The organism is Streptomyces finlayi (genome assembly GCF_014216315.1).
In the GTDB taxonomy this organism is placed as follows: Bacteria; Actinomycetota; Actinomycetes; order Streptomycetales; family Streptomycetaceae; genus Streptomyces; species Streptomyces finlayi_A.
Genome location: NZ_CP045702.1, coordinates 4,953,059 through 4,978,875, shown reverse-complemented (window position 1 = coordinate 4,978,875; position 25,817 = coordinate 4,953,059). Strand labels below are relative to the sequence as shown.

Annotated in this window: 27 protein-coding genes, 1 tRNA gene, 1 pseudogene and 1 riboswitch; of the genes and pseudogenes, 10 read left to right on the top strand and 19 right to left on the bottom strand. The window is 70.2% G+C overall.

What is annotated here, in order from left to right:
- The first annotated feature begins 140 nt into the window (after positions 1-140).
- Both F0344_RS22930 and F0344_RS22925 read left to right on the top strand, forming a co-directional pair.
- The gene (locus F0344_RS22930) at positions 141-3,161 is read left to right on the top strand and encodes a helix-turn-helix transcriptional regulator (protein ID WP_258050058.1); all 3,021 of its coding nucleotides are present in this window, start codon (positions 141-143) and stop codon (positions 3,159-3,161) included.
- Positions 3,162-3,323: 162 nt separating this feature from the next.
- Positions 3,324-3,629, top strand: a complete 306-nt coding sequence (locus F0344_RS22925) for a hypothetical protein (RefSeq protein WP_185300591.1) — start codon at positions 3,324-3,326, stop codon at positions 3,627-3,629.
- A gap of 108 nt (positions 3,630-3,737) precedes the next feature.
- Here F0344_RS22925 and F0344_RS22920 read toward each other — a convergent pair whose 3' ends face one another.
- On the bottom strand, positions 3,738-5,279 hold the full coding sequence (locus tag F0344_RS22920) for a DUF445 domain-containing protein (RefSeq protein ID WP_374940111.1): 1,542 nt from the start codon (positions 5,277-5,279) through the stop codon (positions 3,738-3,740).
- Between the two features lie 142 nt (positions 5,280-5,421).
- Here F0344_RS22920 and F0344_RS22915 point away from each other — a divergent pair, with 142 nt between their 5' ends.
- Positions 5,422-6,666 (top strand): SGNH/GDSL hydrolase family protein, encoded by a 1,245-nt coding sequence (locus tag F0344_RS22915; RefSeq protein ID WP_185300589.1) that lies wholly within the window; start codon positions 5,422-5,424, stop codon positions 6,664-6,666.
- Positions 6,667-6,749: 83 nt separating this feature from the next.
- Here the strand turns inward: F0344_RS22915 and F0344_RS22910 are convergent, their stop codons facing one another.
- The 4 genes from F0344_RS22910 to F0344_RS22895 all read right to left on the bottom strand — a co-directional run bounded on the left by F0344_RS22910 (position 6,750) and on the right by F0344_RS22895 (position 10,202).
- Positions 6,750-7,394, bottom strand: coding sequence for a DUF1707 SHOCT-like domain-containing protein (locus F0344_RS22910; RefSeq protein ID WP_185302841.1), 645 nt, complete (start codon positions 7,392-7,394; stop codon positions 6,750-6,752).
- Positions 7,395-7,466: 72 nt separating this feature from the next.
- Positions 7,467-8,495: an ABC transporter ATP-binding protein gene (locus F0344_RS22905; protein ID WP_185300588.1), complete on the bottom strand. Its 1,029-nt coding sequence runs from the start codon at positions 8,493-8,495 to the stop codon at positions 7,467-7,469.
- Positions 8,496-8,554: 59 nt separating this feature from the next.
- Positions 8,555-9,409 carry an ABC transporter permease gene (locus F0344_RS22900; RefSeq protein WP_185300587.1) on the bottom strand — a complete coding sequence of 285 codons (855 nt, stop codon included), beginning with the start codon at positions 9,407-9,409 and terminating at the stop codon, positions 8,555-8,557.
- Positions 9,402-10,202: an ABC transporter permease gene (locus F0344_RS22895; protein WP_185302840.1), complete on the bottom strand. Its 801-nt coding sequence runs from the start codon at positions 10,200-10,202 to the stop codon at positions 9,402-9,404. Before F0344_RS22895 ends, F0344_RS22900 begins: the two co-directional genes overlap by 8 nt.
- A 153-nt stretch (positions 10,203-10,355) precedes the next feature.
- On the opposite strand from F0344_RS22895, the gene F0344_RS22890 reads away from it, so the two are divergent.
- Positions 10,356-12,614, top strand: coding sequence for a transglycosylase domain-containing protein (locus F0344_RS22890; protein WP_185300586.1), 2,259 nt, complete (start codon positions 10,356-10,358; stop codon positions 12,612-12,614).
- Positions 12,615-12,647: 33 nt separating this feature from the next.
- On the opposite strand, the gene F0344_RS22885 is transcribed toward F0344_RS22890, so the two are convergent.
- The 3 genes from F0344_RS22885 to F0344_RS22875 form a co-directional block, all read right to left on the bottom strand.
- The gene (locus F0344_RS22885; RefSeq protein WP_185300585.1) at positions 12,648-12,968 is read right to left on the bottom strand and encodes a DMT family transporter; all 321 of its coding nucleotides are present in this window, start codon (positions 12,966-12,968) and stop codon (positions 12,648-12,650) included.
- 36 nt (positions 12,969-13,004) lie between these two features.
- Positions 13,005-13,069, bottom strand: a riboswitch (guanidine-III (ykkC-III) riboswitch).
- A 63-nt stretch (positions 13,070-13,132) separates the two neighbouring features.
- A complete protein-coding gene (locus tag F0344_RS22880) occupies positions 13,133-13,474 on the bottom strand; it encodes a GroES family chaperonin (protein ID WP_185300584.1) in 342 nt (113 codons plus the stop codon).
- Positions 13,475-13,544: 70 nt separating this feature from the next.
- Positions 13,545-13,862 (bottom strand): DUF3618 domain-containing protein, encoded by a 318-nt coding sequence (locus F0344_RS22875; protein ID WP_185300583.1) that lies wholly within the window; start codon positions 13,860-13,862, stop codon positions 13,545-13,547.
- 128 nt (positions 13,863-13,990) lie between these two features.
- On the opposite strand from F0344_RS22875, the gene bcp reads away from it, so the two are divergent.
- From bcp to F0344_RS22860, 3 genes and pseudogenes are all read left to right on the top strand, one after another.
- Complete coding sequence (bcp, locus tag F0344_RS22870) at positions 13,991-14,458, top strand: thioredoxin-dependent thiol peroxidase (RefSeq protein ID WP_185300582.1); 468 nt, start codon at positions 13,991-13,993, stop codon at positions 14,456-14,458.
- A gap of 268 nt (positions 14,459-14,726) precedes the next feature.
- Positions 14,727-15,125, top strand: a pseudogene (locus F0344_RS22865) (MFS transporter); the annotation flags it as partial.
- Between the two features lie 40 nt (positions 15,126-15,165).
- Positions 15,166-15,249: transfer RNA gene (locus F0344_RS22860), tRNA-Leu, on the top strand.
- Between the two features lie 67 nt (positions 15,250-15,316).
- On the opposite strand, the gene rdgB is transcribed toward F0344_RS22860, so the two are convergent.
- From rdgB to F0344_RS22840, 4 genes are all read right to left on the bottom strand, one after another.
- The gene (rdgB, locus tag F0344_RS22855) at positions 15,317-15,919 is read right to left on the bottom strand and encodes an RdgB/HAM1 family non-canonical purine NTP pyrophosphatase (protein WP_185300581.1); all 603 of its coding nucleotides are present in this window, start codon (positions 15,917-15,919) and stop codon (positions 15,317-15,319) included.
- A 45-nt stretch (positions 15,920-15,964) separates the two neighbouring features.
- Positions 15,965-16,360: a hypothetical protein gene (locus F0344_RS22850; RefSeq protein ID WP_185300580.1), complete on the bottom strand. Its 396-nt coding sequence runs from the start codon at positions 16,358-16,360 to the stop codon at positions 15,965-15,967.
- 102 nt (positions 16,361-16,462) lie between these two features.
- A complete protein-coding gene (gene rph, locus F0344_RS22845; RefSeq protein WP_185300579.1) occupies positions 16,463-17,200 on the bottom strand; it encodes a ribonuclease PH in 738 nt (245 codons plus the stop codon).
- Positions 17,201-17,298: 98 nt separating this feature from the next.
- On the bottom strand, positions 17,299-17,532 hold the full coding sequence (locus tag F0344_RS22840; RefSeq protein ID WP_185300578.1) for a glucose PTS transporter subunit EIIB: 234 nt from the start codon (positions 17,530-17,532) through the stop codon (positions 17,299-17,301).
- Positions 17,533-17,753: 221 nt separating this feature from the next.
- Between F0344_RS22840 and F0344_RS22835 the strand changes: the two genes are divergently transcribed.
- Entirely contained in the window at positions 17,754-19,064 is a 1,311-nt protein-coding gene (locus tag F0344_RS22835) for a PTS transporter subunit EIIC (protein ID WP_185300577.1), read from the top strand.
- 259 nt (positions 19,065-19,323) lie between these two features.
- Entirely contained in the window at positions 19,324-20,586 is a 1,263-nt protein-coding gene (locus tag F0344_RS22830; protein WP_185300576.1) for a PTS transporter subunit EIIC, read from the top strand.
- A gap of 249 nt (positions 20,587-20,835) precedes the next feature.
- Here F0344_RS22830 and F0344_RS22825 read toward each other — a convergent pair whose 3' ends face one another.
- Positions 20,836-21,588 (bottom strand): MBL fold metallo-hydrolase, encoded by a 753-nt coding sequence (locus F0344_RS22825; RefSeq protein WP_185300575.1) that lies wholly within the window; start codon positions 21,586-21,588, stop codon positions 20,836-20,838.
- A 202-nt stretch (positions 21,589-21,790) separates the two neighbouring features.
- Between F0344_RS22825 and F0344_RS22820 the strand changes: the two genes are divergently transcribed.
- Positions 21,791-22,249 (top strand): type II toxin-antitoxin system PemK/MazF family toxin, encoded by a 459-nt coding sequence (locus F0344_RS22820; protein ID WP_185300574.1) that lies wholly within the window; start codon positions 21,791-21,793, stop codon positions 22,247-22,249.
- Between the two features lie 82 nt (positions 22,250-22,331).
- Here the strand turns inward: F0344_RS22820 and F0344_RS22815 are convergent, their stop codons facing one another.
- From F0344_RS22815 to clpS, 6 genes are all read right to left on the bottom strand, one after another.
- Positions 22,332-23,282, bottom strand: a complete 951-nt coding sequence (locus tag F0344_RS22815; protein ID WP_185300573.1) for a PLP-dependent cysteine synthase family protein — start codon at positions 23,280-23,282, stop codon at positions 22,332-22,334.
- Positions 23,282-23,560 carry a MoaD/ThiS family protein gene (locus tag F0344_RS22810; RefSeq protein WP_185300572.1) on the bottom strand — a complete coding sequence of 93 codons (279 nt, stop codon included), beginning with the start codon at positions 23,558-23,560 and terminating at the stop codon, positions 23,282-23,284. The genes F0344_RS22815 and F0344_RS22810 overlap by 1 nt, the downstream gene beginning before the upstream one ends.
- A gap of 99 nt (positions 23,561-23,659) precedes the next feature.
- Positions 23,660-23,788 carry a putative leader peptide gene (locus F0344_RS36020; protein WP_374940110.1) on the bottom strand — a complete coding sequence of 43 codons (129 nt, stop codon included), beginning with the start codon at positions 23,786-23,788 and terminating at the stop codon, positions 23,660-23,662.
- 173 nt (positions 23,789-23,961) lie between these two features.
- A complete protein-coding gene (locus F0344_RS22805; RefSeq protein WP_185300571.1) occupies positions 23,962-24,384 on the bottom strand; it encodes a Mov34/MPN/PAD-1 family protein in 423 nt (140 codons plus the stop codon).
- Between the two features lie 428 nt (positions 24,385-24,812).
- Positions 24,813-25,397, bottom strand: a complete 585-nt coding sequence (locus F0344_RS22800; RefSeq protein WP_185300570.1) for a DUF2017 domain-containing protein — start codon at positions 25,395-25,397, stop codon at positions 24,813-24,815.
- 53 nt (positions 25,398-25,450) lie between these two features.
- Positions 25,451-25,759: an ATP-dependent Clp protease adapter ClpS gene (gene clpS, locus F0344_RS22795; RefSeq protein ID WP_185300569.1), complete on the bottom strand. Its 309-nt coding sequence runs from the start codon at positions 25,757-25,759 to the stop codon at positions 25,451-25,453.
- Between the last annotated feature and the right edge of the window lie 58 nt (positions 25,760-25,817).

The following is a 25,817-nucleotide window of genomic DNA, read 5'->3' as shown; positions in this document are numbered from 1 at the left end:
CCGCGGGAATCTTCGCGGGCGCGCCCCGCAGGCGGTCGGTCCGTATGCCGACATCGGACCTGGACGGCGGCGGCCGACTTCGTATTCTCTGCTCTCGCACGGGCAGCGGGCTCGCGCACGCCGGAGGGTGGGGTGGGTACGTGACGTCGGCAACCTACCGCCCTGCGCCGGTCGGTCGGGCGGAGCTCCTGGCCCGCCTCGAACGGGTCCTGCACACCCGCGGGCGCGCCCTGCTCACCGGCCCCGCCGGGGTGGGCAAGACGGAACTCGCCCTGGCCACCGCCGCGCGCACCGAGTCCCGCGGCGAGACCGTCCTGTGGCTGCCCACGCTCCCCACCGACCGCGACATACCGGGTGCCGCCGCCGCCGCCCTCGTCGCGTCCGTATCGGCGTCCGTGTCCTGGCCGGCACCCGGGGCGCCCGACAAGCCTGCCGAGAAGGGCAGGACAGGCACGACAGGCGGGACGGACACGTCAGCCGCGGCAGGAGTCCTCGAAGGGCTGCCGGGCCCGCAGCGGACTGCCGTGGCCATGCTGTGCCGCGAAGCACCCATCCCCGACGGCGGCTGGGACCCCATCGCCCTGCGGCTGGCCCTCGCCCAGATCCTGCGGACCCTCGTCGCGCGCGGCCCCGCCCTGCTGGTCGTCGACGGCATCCAGCGCATCGACACCGCCAGTGCCGACCTCCTGCGGTTCGCGCTCCACCTCGCCCCGGCCGCGCTGCGGGTGATCGCCGTCGAGACACCGGCGCCCTACAGCCCCGACTCCCTTACGCCGCACGCCGGTACGCCGCACGCCGATGCGCATGGTGGCGATGCGCAGCCTGGCGATGCGCAGCACTCCGGTACGCCGCACGCCGGTACCCGGCAGCCGGACGTGGCCGGCCCGGAACTCCTGTGGGTACCGTCCGAGGCCGACGTCCTGTTCGTACCGCCACTGCACGCCGACCAGATCGCCGAACTCCTCATCCACCACCGGCTGCCCTCCCGGATGGCCGGCCGCATCCACAAGGCCAGCGGCGGCAATCCGCGCCTCGCGCTCGCCGTCGGCAGGTCCCTAGCCGACGCGCGGACTCCGGTGCACCACGCCGAAGCGCTGTCCCTGTCCGGCCGGGCCCGCGAGATCGCGCGGCAGCTCCTCGGGGTCGTCTCGCCCGCCGTCCGCTCCACGCTCCTGCTGGCCGCCCTGGCGCTCCGCCCGACAGTGACGCTGATACGCCGGGCGGGCCGCCCCACCGCATCGGCCGACCTCGCCGCCGCCGAGCGGGCGAACCTGATCTCCGTCAAGGAGGACGGGACGGTCGGCTTCACGGCCGGTGTGCTGCCGTCCACGCTCGTGCACGACGCCTGCTGGGACGAACGCAGCGCCGGTCACGCGGCGCTCGCGCGGGTCGTGGACGACCCCGTCGAAGCGGTACGGCACCGGGCACTGGCCTCGGACACCCCGGACGAGGAGCTGGCCGCGGAGGTCGCGGCGGCCGCGGACACCGCCCGGCTCCGCGGGAACAGTGCGCTGGCCGCCGAACTGGCTCTCCTCGCCGCCGATTCCACGCCCCTCCAGCACGGCACCAAGCGGATCGCCCGGCTCCTGGACGCCGCCCAGGAAGCCGCCCGCGCCGCCCGCGCCGACCTGGCCATCCGCGCGGCAACCGATCTCCTTGCCCGGGACGCCACACCGGCCGACCGCGTCCGCGCCCGGCTCGCGGTGCTGGACACCGCGGGTCAGGGGCTGAGCGGCCTCGACGAGCTCTACGTCCACGCCATGGAGGACTCCGAAGGCGATACGGCCCTGCGGGCAGCCGTCCAGCTCCGGCTGGCGGTGAAGTACGTCCTGGCCGACGGCGACCCCCAGCGCTCCCGGGCCGCCGCCGTCGAGGCCGCCGCGCTCGCCGCGTCGGTGGGTGACCGCAAGACGGCCGCCAGGGCCCTGACCGTACAAGCCCGCATGGACCGCGTCCTCGGCTCACCGGACGCGGAACGGGTACTGGCCGAGGCCCGGGGCCTGGAACAGTTCGAGCGTCCGCTCGGCATCCGTAACGCCGCGCAGATCCTGACGATCCGTCACGCACTCTTCGACGACCGGCTCACCGAGGCCCGCGATCAGGCCCACGCCCTCCTCCCCCTGATCGAGCGCCGCGGCCCGGTGGAGGACGCCATCGAGCTGTTCCGCACGCTCGCGGAGGTCGAGGCCCGACGTGGGCAGTGCCCGGCGGCACTCGCGCACGCCGGACGGTGCCTCGCCCTGACCCTGGAGGCCGGCCTCTCGCCCGGGCCCGCCTGGTACGCACTGGCCCTCGCGGAGACCGCGGGCGGCAGCTTCGAGCGCGCCGCGAGTTACGCCAGGCGCAGCGTCCACGCCTCCGGGGAGGAGGGCGACCGGGTCTTCCTGCCCCGGAGCCTGTACGCGCTCGGCCGGGTCCAACTGATCAACGGGGACGTGGCGAGCGCCCTGGAGACCCTGCGCCGGGTACAGGCCGACGAACGCGCCCAGTCGACCGTCGACCCCTCCATGCTGCGCTGGCACGAGGAGCTGGCCGAGGCGCTGCTGGCGAACGACGCCCCCCAGGAGGCGGCAGCGCTGCTGGCCGACGTCCGTCCGGTCGCGGAACGCCTCGGCCTCACGACGGTACTGCTCGGCTGCGACCGGGTGCACGCGCTGTACCTGGCGGCCGGCGGGAATCCGGACGAGGCCGTCGGCCTGCTGTCCCGGACCGCCGAGCGGTTCGCCTCGGCGGGGCTGCCGCTGGAGCGCGGCCGGGCACTGATCGCGCTCGCCCGCGTGGAGCGCCGTCGCCGCAGGCGGTCGGCCGCCCAGAGCGCGCTGCAGGCCGCTGCCGCCGGCTTCGAGCAGGCGGGGGCGACCCCGTGGCTGGGACTCACGACGGAGACTCCGTCCCGTACGGCTGAACCGTCCCCGGCCCGTGGGAACGCCCTGTCCTCCCTCACGGAGGCGGAGCTGCGCCTCGCCCAGCTCGTCGGCCAGGGCGCCAGCAACCAGGAGGCGGCCGCGAAGCTGTATCTGAGCGTGAAGACGGTCGAGGCCCGTCTGACCCGCATCTACCAGAAGCTGGATGTCCGTTCGCGCGCCCAGCTGGCGACCAGCCTGAACGCCTGGCCGGGCCGGCCGGCCGTGCCCGCCACGGAGTACCCCGCGGCCGGCTGACCCCGGGAACGCCGCGACGACCCAGCTCTGCACGGCAGCACGGCAGCACGGCAGCCGGTTCGGATGCGTATGAGACCCCCCTCGTACGATTGGGTCAGACCATACACATGCCCGAGGCGTTCGATCACAGGGCTTGACGGCACAGAGGCGAAGGCGGCGGCAATGGCGAAGGTTCCGGCAGCGGCGGTGGCGGCGAGTGGGCTCGTCGGCGGGTACGGGGTGGCACGGTGGACGAAGAAGCGGCCGCTCGGCGGGGTCGCGCTGGCGGCCGCCGGGACCCTCGCCGCGTACGAGTGGAACCGGCAGGCCGGTCCGCGTGCCGCCGCGGGGCTGACCGTCGCGTACGTCGCCGCGTTCGCCGGTTCGCACCCGCTCGCCAAGAAGGTCGGCGCCTGGCCCGCCGTGTTCGCGGTCGCGGGCGGCGTCGCCGCGGCGTCCTGGGCGGTCACACGGCGCGCGGCGAACTGAGCGCGCCTGTACGGCGGCGGCCCGGCCGTTACCGGGCCGCCGCACCACGGGCGTTCCCGGGCGATCTCAGACGTGGTCAGGACGCTCGCCGCATCCCCCGGCCGCCCCTCAGGCCCCGAACCCGTGCGACACCGTGTAGATCAGCAGACCCACCAGCGCGCCCACCACCGTGCCGTTGATCCGGATGAACTGCAGGTCCCGGCCGATGTTCGCCTCGATCTTCTTCGACGTCTGATCCGCGTCCCAGCCGGCCACCGTGTCGCTGATCAGCGACGTGATCTCCGAGCGGTACGTCGTCACGACGTACACCGCAGCGTCCTCCAGCCAGCCCTCCAGCTTGGACTGCAGCCGGTCGTCCGTCGCGAGCCGGGCGCCGAGCGACATCAGTGAGGCCCGCGCGCGCAGCCGCAGCTCGCTCTGCTCGTCCTCCGCCGCCGCGATGATCATCGTGCGTACGGAGGACCAGGCCGACGCGATGACGTCCTGGACCTCGCCACGCCCCAGGATCTCCGCCTTCAGCCGCTCCACCCGCGCCCGGGTGTCCGAGTCCGACTGGAGGTCGGCCGCGAAGTCGGTCAGGAACGTGTCGATCGAACCCCGCGCGGGATGCTCCGGCATGTCCCGCATCTCCGTGATGAAGCGCAGCAGTTCCTTGTAGACCCGCTCCCCCACCCGCTTGTCGACGAATCTCGGTGTCCAGCCGGGTGCCCCGCCCTGCACCGCGCCCAACACCGAGTCTCCGTGCAGGACCAGCCAGTCGTGCGCGCGTACACAGACCAGGTCGACGACCTTGCGGTGACCGCCGTCGGAGACGATCTTCTCCAGCATCTTGCCGAGCCCCGGCCCGACCTCCGCGCTGTTCGCCCGCCGTGTGATCGCCTCGCCGACGACCGCCTGGACGTCGGAGTCCCGCAGTACGGTCAGCGCGCCGCGCAGTGCCGTGGCCAGTTCGGCGGTGACCCGGTCGGCGTGATCCGGCTCCGCCAGCCACGCACCGAGCCTCGAACCGACCCCGAGAGCGTGAATTCGGTCACGAACGACCTCTCCGGAGAGAAAGTTCTCCCCCACGAAGGAACCAAGTGACGCCCCGAGCTGATCCTTCTTCGTGGGAATGATGGCGGTGTGGGGGATGGGCAGACCGAGCGGGCGCCGGAAGAGCGCCGTGACGGCGAACCAGTCCGCTATCGCGCCCACCATCCCCGCCTCGGCGGCCGCCGCGACGTAGCCCGGCCAGCCACTCACACCTGCGCTCTTCGCCCAGGTGGCCAGGACGTACACGAGCGCGACGAGCAGGAGGAGGCCGGTGGCGGTGGTCTTCATCCGGCGTACGCCGCGCCGCTTCTCCTCGTCCGCCGCCGTGTACGCGAACACGGCGAGCGGCGTCGGGCTCCGCCGCCCCGTGCCACCCGTGCCACCCGTGCCACCCGCGCTGCCCGTCGCCCCTGCGGCGCCCGGACCGTGCCCGGCCTCGGGGGCGTCCCCGGGACCGGCCGCAGGAACGGAGTCCGCCTGCCCCGGCTCCCCCGGCTGCCCTGCCTGCTCACCGGCCTCCGCCACCTGCCCCGCTCCCTGCTCCACGTCATGCACCACGTCGTCGTGCACCACTGGATCCTGCCCGGCGTCGTGCGCTCCGGATCCGGTCCGTTCCATGCGTTCCACCCGTCCGCGTACGAGTCGCCCCCGTGCCGTACGCATTGTCCTTACCTCACCTACTCCCGGGCCGCATGTCGAGTTCCCGTCGGCCTGTCGCATCATGGGACCAGTTCGATCTGCACGAGGAGACACACCGCACATGCCGAGGCGCCACAGCTATGCCCTGCTCATCGCCCTCGTGGCAGGCACAGCAGCACTCGCCGCCGCCATCGCTTTCGGCACGGCTCTCCTGGCGGGCTCCCGGCCGGGGCCGCTGACCGAGCCGGACCCGCACGCGGCGGCCCGTACCCCGGCGGCGCCGGCCAACTCCGCCGGTACCTGGGTCGCGACCTGGACCGCGGCAGCCGTCACCGCCGAACCGGACACCGCGCACGGCCTTCCCGGACGCACCATCCGCAACACCGTGCACACGAGCGTAGGAGGCGACGCGGCCCGCATCACCCTTTCGAATGTCTTCGGTACGGGCCCCCTGAGCCTCGACCAAGTCACCGTGAACACCCGCCCGGTGACCTTCGACGGCTCGGCCACCATCACCGTGCCCGCGGGCAAGCAGGTGGTCAGCGACCCGGTCGTCGTGCCCGTCGCCGCCGACGCCGACCTGATCGTCAGCTTCCGCACGCCCCGCGCCTCCGGGCCCGTCACCATCCACCCGAACTCCCACCAGACGTCCTATCTGGCCGACGACCGCGGTACCTGGCGGACCACCCACTGGCGCTATCTGACGGCCGTCGACGTCCGCAACGAGACGACACCCGGCACGATCGTCGTGATCGGTGACTCACTCGCCGCGGGCAGCGGCTCCACGACCGACGCGAACAACCGCTGGCCCGACCTGCTCTCCGACCGGCTGCGCGGGCGTTACGGCGTCGCCAACCAGGGGATAGCCGGCAACAGGCTCCTGACCGACGGGCCGAACGCACTCGGCGGGCCCAGCGGCATGAGCCGCTTCGAACGCGACGTCCTGTCGGTGGCCGGCGCGAAGACGGTGATCATCGCGCTCGGCATCAACGACGTGCAGCAGGCCCCCCAGGAGCCGGACCCTCAGCGCATCATCGCGGGCTTCCGCTCCCTGACCGCCCAGGCGCACGCCCGGGGGCTGCGGGTCATCGGCGCGACCCTGACACCGTACGAGGGCTACCCGACGTGGACGCCCGAACGGAACGCGGTACGGCTGGCCGTCAACGAGCGCATCCGGGCGGGCGGCGTCTTCGACGCCTACGTGGACTTCGACCGGGCCGTGAGCGACCCGTACGTACCGAACCGGCTCCTGGCCGCGTACGACTCCGGCGACCGGCTCCACCTCAACGACGCCGGCTACCAGGCACTGGCCGACCTGATCGACACCGGCAAGCTGGTGAACACCCCCAGGTCAGACGCGTTCTGACAACACGTCGGCGGCCTGCCCGGACAACCCACCGGCGCCCCGACCGGACACCGGGCGGGGTCAGGACCCGGCGCCGGGCGGGGTCAGGACGCCTCGGGCCCCTCGGTCAGCTTCCGCCGCCTGGCCTTGGACCACTTGCGCTGCACGTCGACCCCGCCCATCAGCGCGAACCCCACGACCCGCACCCGCGGGGCACCCGGCACCGGAGCGGCCTCCTCGCTCTTCGGGGAGTGCTCGCCGAACCCTCCCATGATGCCGACGCCACTGACCTCCAGGTCCACATCGGGCTCGACGGTGACCCCGATCCCGCCCATGATCGTGAAGCAGCGGATGACGACCTCGCGGTCCTCGAAACGGGCCTGCCGCAGATCGATGTGGCCGCCGCCCCACATCGCGAAGGCGGTGAACTGCCGGCCCACGGTCCACCGGCCGTTGCGGTTGAACCCGCCCCAGAAGGCGAAAGCACCCCTCGATGTGGCGGGGCCCCCGATGCGCTCCGCCCAGCCGGCGCCCTGCCCGGACGTGACGGGTGAAGCCGCCCCCGCGGGCTCCAACGTCGAACCCGGAGCCGGAATGTCCCTGACGAGCGGCGCCAGCTCCCCGTGTGTACGGGCCTTGTACACGGCGTCGAGCCGCTGCTCGAACTCGTCCATCTCCAGCCGTCCCTCGGCCACCGCCTCGCGCAGCCGCTCGGCGACCCGGTCACGCTCGGCATCGGAGGCACGCATCTCCGGAAGTTCACTTGTCATACCGGGCAGCCTATTGAACGCACCCGCTCACGTCATCGACCGGCCGATGAACTACCCGCCCGACCTGGACCCCGGGGCCGCGCCCACGTCCGTCCCCCCGATGCCCGGAGCCGCCGCCCCCGTCTCGTACATCCTCGCGATCACGGCCTCGATGTCCGGCTCCCGGACCGAAAGGTCCACGAGCGGGTAGTCCGCCGCGATCCGTGCCACCAGCGGCGCCGCCGAAGCGGACGCCGGGAACGCCAGCCACTGCCGCGGCCCCGCCACCTTCACCACCCGCACCGCGAACTCCGGGGACGGCTCGATCGGCGGGAGTTCACGCTCCAGATCGACCACCAGCGTGCGCTCGCTCTCCCCCACTTCGTGCAGTCCGGCGAGCGCCCCGTCATACATCAGCCGGCCATGGTCGATCACCATCACCCGTTTGCACAGCTGCTCGATATCGGTGAGATCGTGCGTGGTCAGCAGCACGGTCGTGGCCCGCTCGGCATTCAGGTCCCGGAGGAACCGGCGGACCTTCGCCTTGGACACCACATCGAGCCCGATCGTCGGCTCGTCCAGATACAGCACCTCCGGATCGTGCAGCAGCGCCGCCGCGATGTCCCCGCGCATCCGCTGCCCGAGCGACAACTGCCGTACGGGCACGTCCAGCAGCTCGGCCAGATCGAGAAGTTCGACGCACCGGTCGAGGTTCTCGCGGAACCGGCTGTCGGGGATGCGGTACATCCGGTGCATCAGCCGGTACGAGTCCTTCAGCGGCAGGTCCCACCAGAGCGTCGTCCGCTGCCCGAACACCACACCGATCCGGTGCGCCAGCCGCGTACGCTCACGGGACGGGTCGATGCCCGCCACCCGCAGCCGGCCGCCGCTCGGGGTGAGAATCCCGGTGAGCATCTTGATCGTGGTCGACTTGCCCGCACCGTTCGGGCCGATGTATCCGACCATCTCGCCGCGCGGCACACGGAAGCTGATGCCGTCGACCGCACGCACCTGATGGCGCTCCCGGCGCAGGAAGCCCGCCCGGCGGCGTACGTCGAAGACCTTCTCGACTCCGTCGAGCTCGATGAAGTCCGCGTCCATGTCCGCCTCACCCTTTCCTTCGTCCTCGGTCGCCGGACGGACTAGATGTCCGCACCCGCCTAACTGCCCGTGCTCCGGTACGCCCGCAGTCCCGCCCGCCACGCCAGTCCCGCCAGTGCCCAGCACGCACCTGCCACCACCGGCGGCAGGAAGGCCGCCCATTGCGGCAGCGCCAACGGGTACTCCCGGCCGAGCACGTACAGCGCGGGCAACCAGCTCACGAAGGCCAGCGGCACCACGAACGTCACCCCGCGCACCAGATCCTTCGCGAAGATCGTCGGCGGATACTGGAGCAGCGTCGTCCCGCCGTACGTGAACGCGTTCTGCACCTCCGAGGCGTCCTGCGCGACGAACTGGAACGCCGCGCCCGCCACGAACACCGCCCCGAAGATCGCCGCCCCGCTCAGCACCATCAGCGGAATCATCAGCACCTTCAGCGGCGTCCACGCGATGTCCAGCGACACCAGCGCGTACCCGAGGACCAGCAGCCCCTGCGTGATCCGCCCCAGCCGGCGCAGCGCGAAACGGTCCGCCGCCACCTGCGCCAGCACCGGTACGGGCCGTACGAGCAGGGTGTCCAGCGTCCCGTCCCGCACCCGCCGCCCCAGCCGGTCCATCGACCCCAGCAGCAGGTCGGCCAGCCCGAAGGCGGTCGCCGACATCCCGTACAGCAGGGCGATCTCCGGCAGGGTGTACCCGCCCAGCGCGTCCACGTGCGAGAACATCAGCAGGATCGTGACGAAGTCGAACGCGGTCACCACGAAATTCCCCAGTGCCGTCATCGCGAACGACGCCCGGTACGCCATCGTGGAGCGCAGCCACATCGCGACGATCAGCCCATAGGCCCTGACCCCCTCGACCAGCCGGGAACGGTCCTCGAACGCGACCTCGGACGCGCCCTCGGGCTCAGCCACCCTGAATCACCACCCTCCTGGTCGCCAACACCTGCACGAACCGTCCCGCCGTCAGCAGTGCCAGCGCCCAGCCGGCCTGGAAGGCGTACGCCTCCACCAGCCCCCAGCCCGTGCGCTTGCCCAGGAACACATCGGCCGGGACCTGCAGCAACGAGGACCACGGCAGCATCCGCGCCACCTCGCCCAGCAGCCCGGGAAACAGATTCAGCGGCAGCAGCATCCCGGAGAAGAACAGCCCGGCCAGCCACGCGATCTGCATAGCGCCCGCCCCGTCCATCAGCCAGAACGCCGACAGGGCCACCAGATAGCGCACCGCGAAACTCACCACGACACCGAGCAGCACGGAGAGCAGAAAGGCCGGCCAGGTCCAGTACGAACCGGGCAGCGCCAGATCGAACGCCAGGGAGCCCAGCACCATCGGCACGATGCCCCGCCCCAGCAGGTGGAACGCCGCCCGCCCCAGATCGCCCGCCAGCCACCACAACTGAAGGTCCGCCGGCCGGTACAGGTCGACCGCGATGTCGCCGGTACGGATGCGCTCCATCAGCTCGTCCTCGAAGCCGCCGCCCATCATGGCGCAGGTCATCAGCAGCGCCTGCCCCAGCCACACGTACGTCAGCGCCTCGGACATGTCGTAACCGCCGAGCCGCGGACGCTCGTCCCAGAGGGCGATGTAGGTGTACGCCATGATGAAGCCGAAGACGGTGTTGGTGAACACCCCCGCCGCCGTCGCGATCCGGTACGTGGCATGGCGCCGGAACCCGCCTGCCGCCACCACCCCGTACAACCGCACCACAGCCACCCCCGGGCCCTCGGCATCAAAGCGCACGACCCTAGTCCACGCCCGGCAGCCGCCGCGACCGGTTATCACGGGAGAATCCGGAACTTATCGGATAAAAAGGTGCATTATGTGATGACTGACCGCAGCCGAGGAGTCCCCACCGACATGAGCGACGTGCAGCACTGGGCCCCGCGCGACCCCGACGGCCGGCCACTCTCCACCGGCTCACCCGGCGCGAACAAGAAGAAGAGGCGCACAACGCGCCCCAAGCGCACCGGTTGGCGCCGCGCCGTCCCCACCTGGCGCATGCTCCTCGGCACCGTCCTCGGCCTCGCGCTCCTCGTCATCGGCGGGCTGCTCGCCGGATACCAGCTCGTCGGCATCCCGGCCGCCAACGCCAGCGCCACCGCCCAGTCCAACACCTACCTCTACAACGACGGCACGGTCCTCGCCCGCGACGGCGAGGTCAACCGCGAGAACGTCCGGCTCAACCAGGTCCCCCTCACCGTCCAGCACGCCGTACTCGCCGCCGAGGACCGGGACTTCCACTCCGAACGCGCCGTCGACATCAAAGCCATGGGCCGCGCCGGCTGGAACACCCTCACCGGCAAGGGCACACAGGGCGGCTCGACCATCACCCAGCAGTACGTCAAGAACTACTACCTCGGCCAGGAACGGACCGTCGTCCGCAAGACCAAGGAGTTCTTCATCGCGGTCAAGCTCAACCGCGAGGTGAGCAAGGACCAGATCTTCGAGGGCTACCTCAACACCAGCTACTTCGGCCGCAACGCCTACGGCATCCAGGCCGCCGCCCACGCCTACTACGGCAAGAACGCCGAAGCCCTCACCACCGCCGAAGGCGCGTACCTCGCCTCCCTCCTGAACGCCCCCAGCGCCTACGACGTCGTCGCCCACCCCGAGAACAAGGCCGCCGTCCTCGCCCGCTGGAACTACGTCCTCGACGGCATGGTCAAGGAGGACTGGCTCACCGCCGCCGAACGCGCGGCCACCCGCTTCCCCGTCCCCGGCAAGGCCAAGCTCTCCCCCGGCCTCGCCGGACAGCGCGGCTACCTCGTCCAGGCCGCCGAGGACTACCTCACGAGCAACAGGATCATCGACGAGAAGACCCTCGCCACCGGCGGCTACCGCATCACCACCACCCTGGACAAGGAGAAGCAGGACGCCTTCGTCGACGCCGTCGAGAAGAACGTCATGTCCAGGACCAGTGACACCCGGGCGATCGACCGCAACGTCCGCGTCGGCGGCGCCTCCATCGACCCCGGCACCGGCAAGGTCGTCGCGATGTACGGGGGCGTCGACTACACCAAGCAGTACGTCAACAACGCCACCCGCCGCGACTACCAGGTCGGCTCCACCTTCAAGCCCTTCGTCTTCGCCTCCGCCGTCGCCCACGGCTCCGCCACCCAGGACGGCCGCCCCATCACCCCTGAGGCGGTCTACGACGGCACCAACAAACGCATGGTCGTGGGCCCGGACGGACCCACCGGATACGACCCCGCCAACGAGGACGACGCCGACTACGGCTCCGTCACCGTGCGCACCGCCACCGACCGGTCCGTGAACGCCGTCTACGCCCAATTGGCCCAGGACGTCGGCCCGGAGAAGGTCAGGGACACCGCCGTCGAGCTCGGCATCCCCGAGAAGACCCCCGACCTCACCGCCTCACCGTCCATCGCACTCGGCCCCGCCACCGCCAGCGTCCTCGACATGGCCGAGGCGTACGCCACCCTCGCCAACCACGGCAGGCGCGGCGCGTACACCCTCGTCGACAAGGTCACCAAGGACGGTGAGAACATCACCCTCCCCGTCAGGGACACCGAACAGGCCGTCAGCCGCACCGCCGCCGACACCACCACATCGATCCTGCGGACCGTCGTCGAAGACGGCACCGGAACCGCCGCGCAGGCCGCCAACCGCCCCGCCGCCGGCAAGACCGGAACCGCGGAGGAGGACAAGGCCGCCTGGTTCGCCGGCTACACCCCCGACCTCGCGACCGTCGTCGCCGTCATGGGCCAGGACCCCGACACCGGAGCCCAGACACCGCTGTACGGAGCACTCGGCCTGGCCCGCATGAACGGCGGCGGCCCGCCCGCCGCCACCTGGGCCGACTACACCGCCGCCGCCCTCGCCACCGCCGAGCCGCAGGAATTCGACCTGGAGCTCCAGGACGGCGCCGACGAGCCCCCGCCGTCCGAGGAAGAAACGGAACCGGACCCGGACGACAGCGGGGACCCCGAAGACACCGCCACCGAAGGCATCGAAAGCGCGTCAGGGACCCCGTCCACCTCCCCCGGCCAGAACGTCACCGGAGGAACCGGGGACGCCCCGGAAACGGAAGAAGCCCCCGGCAACGCCGGAGGCTCCTTCGAAGGCGTACGCGGCACCCGTCCACAGGACGAATGACCGGCCGGGCCGGGAGCCGGCCAGGGGAGTGCGTCAGTGACCCGAGGTCACCTTCAGACCCACCACCGCCACCAGCAGCAGACACACGAAGAAGATACGGGCCGCCGTCGCGGGCTCACCCAGCGCCACCATGCCGACCACCGCGGCACCGGCCGCGCCGATCCCCACCCACACGCCGTACGCCGTACCGATCGGCAGCGTCTTCGCCGCATGGGACAGCAACACCATGCTCGCGACGATCCCGAGGCCCGTGAACACACTCGGCCACAGCCGGGTGAACCCCTCGGTGAACTTCATCCCGATCGACCAGCCCACTTCCAGCAGACCGGCGACAACCAGCAGAACCCACGCCATGACGGCACCTCCGACGAGAAAACACGCGGACAACACGGTGCGTCGTCTTTGCGGAGCCCGGTACGGCGCGTCTCGTCGGGGTCCCACCACCGTAGCAAAAAACGACAAAGAGCCCGGTGACGCCAGTCACCGGGCTCCCTCAGCCGTCACCACGACCCGACGAACTACAGATACAGCCCGGTCGAATCCACCGAACCTTCGAAACGGTCCGCGGCCACCGCGTGGAGATCCCGCTCCCGCATCAGCACGTACGCCACGCCCCGCACCTCCACCTCGGCCCGGTCCTCGGGGTCGTACAGCACCCGGTCCCCCGGCTCCACCGTCCGCACGTTCTGGCCGACCGCCACCACCGCGGCCCACGCCAGCCGCCGGCCGACCGCGGCCGTCGCCGGAATCAGAATGCCTCCGCCCGACCGCCGCTCGCCCTCGGGCGAATCGGACCGGACCAGCACGCGGTCGTGCAGCATCCGGATGGGCAGCTTGTCGTCGTGGGTGTTGTCGCTCACGAGCCGAAACCTACCCGCTCGAACCCGCACCGCACGCCCCAGGGGCCCACGAGGGGCGCCCCGGCACGTCCTACTTCCTCCGACGCACCGACAGGGTCAGCAGACCCACCACACCGACCACCACCAACGCAGCCGGAATCACCCGCTCCAGACGGGGCGAACCGTCCTCCGAAACGAATTTCGCCTTCACGTCCGACACCGAACGGTTCACCGCGACGAACGCACGCCCGGCCGTCCGGTCCACCGTCCCGGCCACCTTGGCCTTCGCGTCACCCATGATCGTCTTAGGGTGCACCCGCACCCCGATCTCATCGAGCACCACGGCGAGCTGCTCACGCCTGGTGATGATGTCCGCCTCGATCTGCGCAGGGGTCCTGGCATCCGACACTGCGCCGCCTCCGTGGTCGTCGTCCGGTAAACCTTCATCGACAGTCTGTCAGCTCGACCGCCCGGACACCCGGCGGCACCCCTATTAAGCTCGGCCCCAAACACCAGATGTGCCAACTGAGGAGAACCATGAGCGAGCGACTCCAGCCCGGCGACACCGCCCCGGCCTTCACCCTTCCCGACGCCGACGGCAACGAGATCTCGCTCGCCGACCACAAGGGACGCAAGGTCATCGTCTACTTCTACCCGTCCGCCCTCACCCCCGGATGCACCAAGCAGGCCTGCGACTTCACCGACAACCTGGACCTCCTGGCGGGCGCCGGATACGACGTCATCGGCGTCTCCCCCGACAAGCCGGAGAAGCTCGCCAAGTTCCGCGAGAAGGAGAACCTCAAGGTCACCCTGGTCGCCGACCCCACCAGGGAGACCGTGGAGGCGTACGGCGCCTTCGGCGAGAAGAAGCTCTACGGCAAAGTGGTGACGGGCGTCATCCGGTCCACGATCGTGGTCGACGAACAGGGCGAGGTGGAACACGCCTTCTACAACGTGAAGGCGACCGGCCACGTAGCCAAGATCATCAAGGACCTCGGCATCTGACGAGCCCACGGACCCACCCGCCGATCGCCCCGCCGATCGCCCCGCAGGTCGAACCCCTGTGACCCACGTCCCAATCCGGCTGTGAGCCGGTTTGCGGCCGCCATGGCCGAACAGAAGCCTGTCCTGGAAGCGCCCTGCCAGGAAAGGAACCGGCCATGGCGGCCTCCGACCTCCATCAGGGGGCCGACCGAGAAGCGGTCACCGCCACCCCACCCTCTTCCGCGCCATCAGGAAGCGCCAGAACCCCAAGCTGCGCCGGACCGACATCAGGCTCTCCGACCGCTTCGGCCGCAAGCCGCTCCTGATGACCGGCATGCTCGGCTTCCTGTTCCTGTCCCTGGTCTGCATGCTGGGCACGATGTCGGCCGCCCTCCCGGCCCTGTTCCCGACGAACGTCCGCTACGGCTCCCTGTCGGTCGGCTACAACATCTCCGCGTCGATCTTCGGCGGTACGACCCCGCTGGTGATCACGGGCCTGATCAGCTGGACCGGCTCGGACCTGATGCCCGCGTACTACTCGATGGCGGCGGCCCTGGTCGGCGTGATCGCGGTGGCCTGCATGAAGGAAACAGCCAACCAGCCCCTGGCGGGCTCCCCGCCGTCGGTGGAAACGGCGGAGGAAGCGGCGGAAATGGTCCACGCGCAGAGCCCGGACCCGAAGTTCTGACCTGGCGTACTCGCCCTCCCCTTGTAGACTGCCAACGCGCGCGCGAGTGCTGGAATTGGTGAGACAGGCTGGTCTTAGGAACCAGTGCCCTAGCGGCGTGAGGGTTCGAGTCCCTTCTCGCGCACTTGACGAACAGGCCCGGCTCATGGCTCATGCCCTTATGAACCGGGCCTGTGGCGTACCAGAAGGCGTCAGCCCACCAGCTCCCGCACCACCGGCACCAGCGCCCGGAACGCCTTGCCCCGGTGGCTGATCGCGTTCTTCTCCGCCGCCGTCAGTTCCGCGCAGGTTCGCGATTCGCCGTTCGGCTGGAGGACCGGGTCGTAACCGAAGCCGTTCGTGCCGGACGGGGTGTGGCGCAGGGTGCCCGGGAGGCGGCCTTCGACCACGCGTTCCGTGCCGTCGGGGAGGGCGAGCGCTGCCGCGCAGGCGAAGTAGGCCGTGCGGTGCGGGTCGTCGATGTCGGCGAGTTGGGCCAGGAGCAGGTCCAGGTTGGCCTTGTCGTCGCCGTGGGCGCCGGCCCAGCGGGCGGAGAAGATGCCGGGGGCGCCGCCGAGTACGTCGACGCAGAGACCGGAGTCGTCGGCGATGGCCGGGTGGCCGGTGGCGCGGGCGAGGGTGTGGGCCTTGAGGAGGGCGTTCTCCGCGAAGGTGACGCCGGTTTCCTTGACGTCGGGGATGTCGGGGTACGCGTCCGCGCCGACGAGGTCGTGGCTGAGACCTGCGTCGGCGAGGATCGCGTGGAGTTCGGTGATCTTCCCGGCGTTGCGGGTGGCGAGGATGAGGCGCGTCATGCCTCGATTATCGCCGGATGGAGCCGGCCGGAGCGGGGCCGGGCCCTACGGGGTGCAGACCTTGCCGATCTCGGTGGCTGCGTCGGTGACCGGGCTGATGTCGGGGGTGGCGTCGCCGGACTCGATGGAGCCGCGGACGTTGGTGACGCCGGTCTTGAGGTCCTCGACGGCCTTGCTGAGGTCGGCGTTGTCGGTCTTGTCGCCGAGGTCCTTCAGTTCCCTGTCGATCTCGTCGAGGGCTTCGGAGGCCTGCGTCGGGTCGTCGGCGGCGGTGGAGACGGCCTTCTCCAGCTTGCCGACGCTGGTGGCTATCGCGTCGGCGGTCTGGACGCAGTCGAGTGCCTTGTCGAGGGCGCTGCAGCCCACGGCGGTAGTGAGGGTCAGCAAGGTGGCCGTGACGGCGAGTGCGATGCGGTTGCGGCGGTGGTGGCGTGTGGCCATGGTGCGGTCCCTCCCCGGGAGTTGGTACGTGGACGGGCGCACGGTTCGACCCGTGCGCCCGTGCCCGTAACGACGCTGTGCGGTGTGGTTCTGGTTGCTTCTCTACTCGCCGAGGGTGCGGGCGAGGGCTTCGAGCTGGAGTGCGGTGAGGTTGTCGCAGCCCGCGGTGGCGAGGTCGAGGAGCACGTTGAGCTCCTTGCGGTCGAAGGGCTCGGCCTCGGCGGTGCCCTGGACCTCGACGAAGCGGCCGTCGCCCGTACAGACGACGTTCATGTCGGTGTCGGCGCGGACGTCCTCCTCGTAGCAGAGGTCGAGAAGGGGGGTGCCGTCGACGATGCCGACGCTGATGGCGGAGACGGTGCCGGTCAGCGGCTTGCGGCCGGCCTTGATGATCTTCTTCGTCTGGGCCCAGGCGATGGCGTCGGCGAGGGCGACGTAGGCACCGGTGATGGCCGCGGTGCGGGTGCCGCCGTCGGCCTGGAGGACGTCGCAGTCCAGGACGATGGTGTTCTCGCCGAGTGCCTTGTAGTCGATGACCGCGCGCAGGGAACGGCCGATGAGCCGGCTGATCTCGTGGGTGCGTCCGCCGATCTTGCCGCGAACGGATTCGCGGTCGCCGCGGGTGTTGGTGGAGCGGGGCAGCATCGAGTACTCGGCGGTGACCCAGCCTTCGCCGCTGCCCTTGCGCCAGCGCGGGACGCCTTCGGTGACGGAGGCGGTGCAGAAGACTCTGGTGTCGCCGAAGGAGATGAGTACGGATCCTTCGGCGTGCTTGCTCCATCCGCGTTCGATGGTGACGGGACGGAGCTGTTCGGGGGTGCGGCCGTCGATGCGAGACATGGGGGCAGCCTAATGGGCGCGCCCGGGGGTACGGGACCGGCCGCCGTTCCCTGGGTGGCAGGGGGCGGCGGCCGGTGGGGTGAGCCGGTGTCAGCGGGTCACATCATGTCTTCGATGTCTGCGGCGATGGGGTCGGCGTCGGTGCCGATGACGACCTGGATGGCGGTGCCCATCTTGACGACGCCGTGGGCTCCGGCGGCCTTGAGAGCGGCTTCGTCGACCTTGCCGGCGTCGTGGACTTCGGTGCGGAGGCGGGTGATGCAGCCTTCGATCTCGTCGATGTTCTCGATACCGCCGAGCCCGGCGACGATCTTCTCAGCCTTGCTGGCCATGTCCTACTCCCTGGTCTTTGCGTGCTGTGAGCGGCCCACCATGGGTCCTTTTCGTCACGGTAACGCACGGTTGGCCCAACTTCGCAGGCGGGTATCCGGCTGATCACGAAAGATGACGATCACCGGTGCCCTGCCGCCCGAACGGACTCCGCACCGTACCGCGACTGGTCTACACCAGTTTGCAACAACCGCCAAACCAGGCGTGTTCCGGGAGGATGCCGATGAGCTCCAGCAGCGCAGCAGTGCCGACACGGAAGTGGTGGAGCGGCCTCTTCCAGGGCCTGCAGAAGATGGGCCGCAGCCTCCAGTTGCCGATCGCGGTGCTGCCGGCCGCGGGCATCCTCAACCGGCTCGGCCAGCCGGACGTCTTCGGCGCCGACGGCCTGGGCTGGACGAACGTCGCCAAGGTGTTCGCGGCGGCGGGCGGTGCGCTGCTCGACTCAGGTCTCGGTCTGCCGCTCCTGTTCTGCGTGGGTGTCGCCATCGGCATGGCGAAGAAGTCGGACGGCTCCACGGCGCTCGCGGCGGTGACCGGCTTCCTCGTCTACTACGCGGTGCTGCGCGCGTTCCCGGTGGACTGCGAGGGCGCTACGACGTACAGCGGTGCGGGGATGTGGGCGGGTGTCTGCGTCGCCGACGACACCACGGTTACACCGGCCGCGTACCAGAATCCCGGGGTGTTCGGCGGCATCGTGATGGGCCTGACGTCGGCCTGGTTCTGGCAGCGGTTCCACCGCGTCAAGCTGGTGGACTGGCTGGGCTTCTTCAACGGCCGCCGACTCGTCCCGATCATCATGGCGTTCGTCGGCCTGGTCTTCGCGGGCCTCGGCGCCTGGCTGTGGCAGCCGGTCGGTGACGGTCTCATCAGCTTCTCCGAGTGGCTGGTGGACCTGAACTGGCTGGGATCCGGCATCTTCGGTGTCGCCAACCGCGCGCTGCTGGTGTTCGGCCTCCACCAGTTCCTCAACACGTTCGTCTGGTTCCAGTTCGGCGACTTCACCAAGCCCGACGGCACCGTCGTACATGGTGACATCAACCGGTTCCTGGCCGGTGACCCGACGGCCGGCCAGTTCACCACGGGCTTCTTCCCGATCATGATGTTCGCCCTGCCGGCCGCGGCCCTGGCGATCTACCACTGCGCGAAGCCGCACCGGCGCAAGGCGGTCGGCGGTCTGATGGTCTCGGTGGGTCTGACGTCGTTCGTGACGGGCATCACCGAGCCGATCGAGTACTCGTTCCTCTTCGTGGCGCCCCTGTTGTACGCGATCCACGCGGTGCTCACCGGTGTCTCGATGGCGGTGACGTGGGCGCTCGGGGTGAAGGACGGCTTCAGCTTCTCGGCGGGCCTGATCGACTACGTCATCAACTGGAGCCTGGCGACCAAACCCTGGCTGATCATTCCGATCGGCCTGGCCTTCGCCGTCGTGTACTACGTGATCTTCCGGTTCGCAATCACCAAGTTCAACCTCCAGACCCCCGGGCGGGAGCCCGACGAGGTCGAGGAGGAGATCGAGAAGAATCTCACGAAGTAGGCCGTGCCGGGCTCCTCACCCGGCCCCGCCAAGGCCCCCGGACCGTCTGGTCCGGGGGCCTTCGGCATGTCACGGAAAGTGCTGGATGCACTACTGCGAATCAAGGGGAATTCAAAGGTTCCTTATCCAACCTTCACCGTGCTAAAACTGGTCTACACCACTGAGTGGTCCAGACCACGCGGCCCTGACCCGCCGCGTTCCTTGAGTCGTCGCCCCGAGCACACCAGTCCTGGCGGCGCCTTGCCAATGGAGGAAGTTGATGAGTACGGCCACCGATTCGGCGGCCCCCGCGAAGAAGCGGGGCGCCGGCCTGTTCCAGGGCCTGCAGAAGGTGGGACGCAGCCTCCAGCTGCCGATCGCCGTGCTGCCCGCCGCAGGCATTCTGCTCCGCCTCGGCCAGCCCGACGTCTTCGGGGCCGAAGGCCTCGGCTGGGGCAAGGTCGCCACGGTCTTCGCGTCCGCCGGTGACGCGGTCTTCGCCAACTTGCCGCTGCTGTTCTGCGTCGGTATCGCCATCGGCTTCGCCAAGAAGGCCGACGGCTCCACCGCACTGGCCGCCCTGGTCGGCTTCCTGGTCTACAAGAGCGTGCTGACCGCGTTCCCGACCTCGGACGCCGTCGTCAACACCACGGCGAACAAGGGTGTCGACGTCGCCGCGACGTACAACGACCCCAAGGTCTTCGGCGGCATCATCATGGGCCTCCTGGCCGCCGTCATATGGCAGCGCTACCACCGCACCAAGCTGGTGGACTGGCTCGGCTTCTTCAACGGCCGCCGCCTCGTCCCGATCATCATGGCCTTCGTGGGCACGATCATGGGTGTCCTCTTCGGCCTCGTCTGGGAGCCGATCGGTGACCTCATCACCAACTTCGGTGAGTGGATGACCGGTCTGGGCGCCGTCGGCGCCGGCATCTTCGGTGTCGTCAACCGTGCCCTGCTGCCCGTCGGCATGCACCAGTTCGTCAACACGGTGGCCTGGCAGGAGATCGGTTCCTTCAAGGACTCCGCGGGTGCCGTGTGGCACGGCGACCTGCCGCGCTTCTTCCACAACGACCCCACCGCCGGGCAGTTCATGTCCGGCTTCTTCCCGATCATGATGTTCGCCCTGCCTGCCGCCGCCCTGGCGATCACGCACTGCGCACGCCCCGAGCGCCGCAAGGCCGTCGGCGGCATGATGATGTCCCTCGCGCTGACCTCGTTCGTCACCGGCATCACGGAGCCGATCGAGTTCGCGTTCATGTTCATCGCGCCGCTGCTGTACGTGATCCACGCGGTGCTCACCGCCGTCTCCATGGCCGTCACCTGGGGGCTGGGCGTGCACCACGGCTTCAGCTTCTCGGCCGGTGCGATCGACTACTTCCTGAACTGGAACCTGGCGACCAAGCCCTGGTTGATCATCCCGATCGGTCTGGTCTTCGCGGTGATCTACTACGTGGTCTTCCGCTTCGCCATCACCAAGTTCAACCTCACCACCCCGGGCCGCGAGCCCGAGGAAGAGGTCGAGGACCTGACCAAGGCGTAAGCCCTGGCCTGACGGACTCGCACGAGGCCCCCACCTTCCCGTCGGCGGAAGGTGGGGGCCTCGTGCGTGTCCCGGCGCGGGAGCTGCCTAGGTCCTGTCTGGAGTTCCAGCGCGGGAGAAGGAGCGGCGTCCGGTGCCGTCGAATCCAAGGCGGAGGAGGGAGCGATGGCGGAGCCCTCGCGACTGACGACAACGCCGGAGGCGGCGGTGCCGGACGCCGCGACGCCGCGGGGGAACTCCAGACAGGACCTAGACCTCGTAGACCGCGCCGGGGGCCGCCAGCTCGACCGGGCCGTCGTACACCCTGCGGGCGTCGGCCACGTTGCGGGCGGCGTCCGTCCACGGCGGGATGTGCGTGAGGACGAGGCGGCCGGCTCCGGCGCGCGCGGCGTACTCACCCGCCTCACGGCCGTTCAGGTGAAGATCGGGAATGTCTTCCTTGCCGTCGACGAAGGACGCCTCGCAGAGGAACAGGTCCGCGCCCTCGGCAAGTTCGTCCAGGGCCTCGCAGGAGCCGGTGTCGCCGGAGTACGTGAGCGTCCGGCCGCCGTGCTCGACCCGGATGCCGAACGTCTCGACCGGGTGGCAGAGCTGCTCCGTACGGACGGAGAAGGGGCCGATCTCGAACGATCCCGACTTGAGCGTGTGGAAGTCGAAGACCTCGCTCATCGCCCGGTCCGAGGGTGTGTCGGCGTGGGCCGTGGTCAGCCGTTGTTCGGTGCCGTCGGGGCCGTACACCGGGATGGACGCGGGGCGCCCGCCGTCGTGCCGGTAGTAGCGCACGACGAAGTACGCGCACATGTCGATGCAGTGGTCGGCGTGGAGGTGGCTGAGGAAGATCGCGTCGAGGTCGTAGAGACCGACGTGGCGCTGGAGCTCGCCGAGGGCGCCGTTACCCATGTCGAGGAGCAGCCGGAAGCCGTCGGCCTCTACGAGGTAGCTCGAGCAAGCCGAACCCGCGGACGGGAACGAGCCGGAGCAGCCGACGACGGTGAGCTTCATGGAGCGTGAACCTCCGAGACGTGGGAACGGGGAGGGTTCGTGCGGTTCCTGCGGTGCGATGAGCGGTGCCGTGAGCGGTGCGTGGAACGGTTCGTCGAGCGTAAGGCGCGAAACACCTGGTCGCTCCTCCGCAGCCTGCCGTTGTGGGGGAACTCACCTGCTCTGTCACCGGTTCGACGGAAGGCGCCGGTACGGTCGTCGTATGAACACGTCCTGGTGGGTGGCTCTCGTCGCGGTCGTACTGCTCGCACTGGTCGTCGCGGTGGTGGACGGCCGGGGGCGCGGCGGCCGGGGCCGTCCGGGCGGGCGGACCCGTCCGCCGGGTCGTCCGGCGGGTCCGCGGCGGACCGGGGAGTCGCCTCGGCCGGGCGAGATCTGGTGGGCGGAGGTGCCGTACGAGGACGGGCCCGGGTCGAAGGACCGGCCGTGTCTCGTGCTGTCGGTACGGCGCGGCACGGCCGTCGTCGCGAAGATCACCAGCAAGCACCACGCGGAGCGCCCCGGGGTGATCGCGCTGCCGCCGGGGACGGTGGGGGACGCGCAGGGGCGGACGAGCTATCTGGAGCCGGACGAGACGCGGAGGGTCGCGGTGCGGGGGTTCCGGCGGAGGGTGGGTGTGGTGGACGCGGGGGTGTGGGCGCGGGTGCGGACGTCGGGGTGACGGGCCGGAAAAGAAGATGCCGGACGGGCTGGTGTGTCAGCCCGTCCGACGGTGGGGGACGGTGAGGGCGGTCCGGTCCGGGTTACGCCCAGAGCTGGCCCTGCAGCGTTTCGATGGCCGCTTCCGTGGTGGGCGCCGTGTAGACGCCCGTCGACAGGTACTTCCAGCCGCCGTCGGCGACGACGAAGACGATGTCGGCCGGTTCACCGGCCTTCACGGCCTTGTTGCCGACGCCGATCGCCGCGTGCAGGGCGGCGCCCGTGGAGACGCCCGCGAATATGCCCTCCTGCTGGAGGAGTTCGCGGGTGCGGGTGACCGCGTCGGCGGAGCCGACCGAGAAGCGGGTGGTGAGGACCGAGGCGTCGTACAGCTCGGGGACGAAGCCCTCGTCGAGGTTGCGCAGGCCGTAGACGAGGTCGTCGTAGCGCGGTTCGGCGGCGACGATCTTGATGCCTTCGACGTGTTCGCGCAGGTAGCGGCCCACGCCCATGAGGGTGCCCGTCGTGCCGAGGCCGGCGACGAAGTGGGTGATGGACGGGAGGTCCGCGAGGATCTCCGGGCCGGTCGTCGCGTAGTGGGCGCCCGCGTTGTCCGGGTTGCCGTACTGGTAGAGCATCACCCAGTCGGGGTGTTCGGCCGCGAGTTCCTTGGCGACGCGGACGGCCGTGTTGGAGCCGCCCGCCGCCGAGGACGGGATGATCTCGGCGCCCCACATGGTGAGCAGGTCGCGGCGTTCCTGCGAGGTGTTCTCGGGCATGACGCAGACGATGCGGTAGCCCTTGAGCTTGGCGGCCATGGCGAGCGAGATGCCGGTGTTGCCGCTGGTGGGTTCGAGGATCGTGCAGCCCGGGGTGAGGCGGCCGTCCTTCTCCGCCTGCTCGACCATGTGGAGCGCGGGGCGGTCCTTGATCGAGCCGGTGGGGTTGCGGTCCTCCAGCTTGGCCCAGATGCGTACGTCGTCGGACGGGGACAGCCGGGGCAGGCGGACGAGGGGCGTGTTGCCCACGGCCGCCAGCGGGGAGTCGTACCGCATCAGCGCATGCCGCCGGCGACGGCCGGGAGGATGGTGATGTTGTCGCCGTCGCTCAGCTGGGTGTCGATGCCGTCGAGGAAGCGGACGTCTTCGTCGTTGAGGTAGACGTTCACGAAGCGGCGGAGTTCGCCGCCGTCGACGATGCGCTCGTGGATGCCGGTGTGGCGGCTCTCCAGGTCGGTGAACAGGTCGGCGACGGTCGCTCCGCTGCCCTCGACCGCCTTGGCGCCGTCGGTGTAGGTGCGGAGGATGGTCGGGATGCGGACCTCGATGGCCATGGCGTGGGCTCCTGTCGGAAGCGGAGAGGTGACGTGGGGCGCGCGTTTGTGCCCCCGCGCAGGGGGGTGGGGCGTGTGGGTGGCGCTCGGGCCCGCGGCTCAGACCGTACGGCTCGGGGGCAGGCTGCAGCCGGGACACATCGCGCTGGAGAGCCTGCACAGGTCGACGTGCAGCCGCGCGACGAGCATCATGCCCGGCGTCTTGTCGCTCACGTCATGGAGAACCATGGGCTCATCGTATCGATTCCCCCCGGGGAAACCCGAGTGTGATCTCGCATCGTGGACGATGTGCGTTCGCTGTGTGGACAGCGGTGCGGTGAAGGGGCGGCTGGGCGGTTCCTGACTCCCGTCGGCGGCCGGGGGGATGCCCCTCCCGGGCGGTCCGGGAGTCAGGAGCCGGCTCAGTACGCCTCGACGACCTCGACGTCCTCTTCGGTGATCTCGCCGTCGACGATGCGGTAGGAGCGGAACTGGAAGGGGCCCGCCTCGTCGGTGTCCGCGGTGGAGACGAGGACGTAGTGGGCCCCGGGCTCGTTGGCGTACGTGAGGTCGGTGCGCGAGGGGTAGGCCTCGGTCGCCGTGTGCGAGTGGTAGATGATCACGGGCTCTTCGTCGCGGTCGTCCATCTCGCGGTAGAGCTTCAGCAGGTCGCCCGAGTCGAATTCGTAGAACGTGGGCGAGCGTGCGGCGTTGAGCATGGGGATGAAGCGTTCGGCGCGGCCCGTTCCGGCCGGGCCCGCCACCACGCCGCACGCCTCGTCGGGGTGGTCTGCGCGGGAGTGCGCGACGATCTGGTCGTACAGCGCCTGGGTAAGGGTCAGCATGGCGCCCAGGATATGCATGAGGGCCCGCGCGTACCGGGGAGTGGTACGCGCGGGCCCACATGGTGGACGCGGCCGTTGGGGCGGCCGGACGTCCGGGGAGGCCTTCGGGCGGGGTCAGCGCTTGACGAAGGCGGTGTTCTCGGGGTTGCGTCCGCGCCTTCGACGGCTACGGACCGGTCCTGATCCCCCCGGATATGGAGGTAGTGCCGCCGGCGTTCGGCCGGTCTGCGGCGTACCCGGGAACAGCGGTGGCGACCCCGGGCGGTCGTGCAGATCTATCACGTTCGCCCGAGGGGGCCGGGGGTCATGTTGTGGTGCACGCCACAGCAAAAAGGGGACAAACGTCTCCCGGGGCGGCAAACAAGGCCTTTCGGGTGACGCGATCGTTATCCGGATTTGAGCGTCCGTTGAGCGAACACTGGACGCCTCTACGGCATCAGGGTCTCGATGAGCGTTTCCTGGAGAGCGCCGAGCCAGAGGTAGGCCATGACCATGGGCTTGCGTGGGTCGCTGTCGGGAAGGCGGTAGAGCGAGCCCTCCTCGGCGCCGTCCTCGTCGGAGACCTCCAGGCGGGCGCCGATGGTCAGCCGGAGGTCGTTGAGGGAGCCCAGCCAGTGCCGGCACTCCTCGGCGGTGAGGCTGAGGACGGCGCCGCCGTCGCCGCCGGGTGAGAGCGAGTCCAGGGTTCTGACGACGGCGAGGGCGTCGTCGCGCTTGCGGCTGCGCAGGTCGTTCTCGGTGAAGCGGCGGAATTCGGCGGACGCCTCGCGCAGCTCCTTGTCCTCGTCCCCGTACGCCTCGGGGAAGAGCCGGGCCAGGGCGGGGTCGGAGGGCGGTTCGCTGGGCCCTTCGGCGAAGAGGGCGGCGAGGGGGTCCTCGCCCTCGGCGGGTTCGTCGCCCGGACCGATGAGTTCGAGCAGCTGGACGGCGAGGGACCGCAGGATGGCGATCTCGACCTCGTCGAGCGCGACGGCCGCGCCGCCGCCGGGGGTGGCCTCGAAATGGCCGGCCATGGATTCTCCGATGGTGGGGCGGAAGGAGGGGCGGGGCGGGTTCGGCGACGAGGCTAGTTGCGGTCCTGGGTCAGGGTCGCCCAGAGGCCGTACCCGTGCATGGCCTGGACATCGCGCTCCATCTCCTCGCGACTTCCGCTGGAGACGACGGCGCGGCCCTTCTGGTGGACGTCCAGCATCAGCTTGTGGGCCTTGTCCTTGGAGTAGCCGAAGTACGCCTGGAAGACATAGGTCACATAGCTCATGAGGTTGACCGGGTCGTTGTGCACCAGCGTCACCCAGGGGACGTCGGGCTCGGGAACGACGGAGGTCTCCTCGGCCGATTCGGGACGTTCGATCTCTACGGGGGCAGCAACGCTCACCTACCCCATGCTGCCACCCGGGAGGGCTCATCGCACAAACGGGCCCTACATCTCGTCA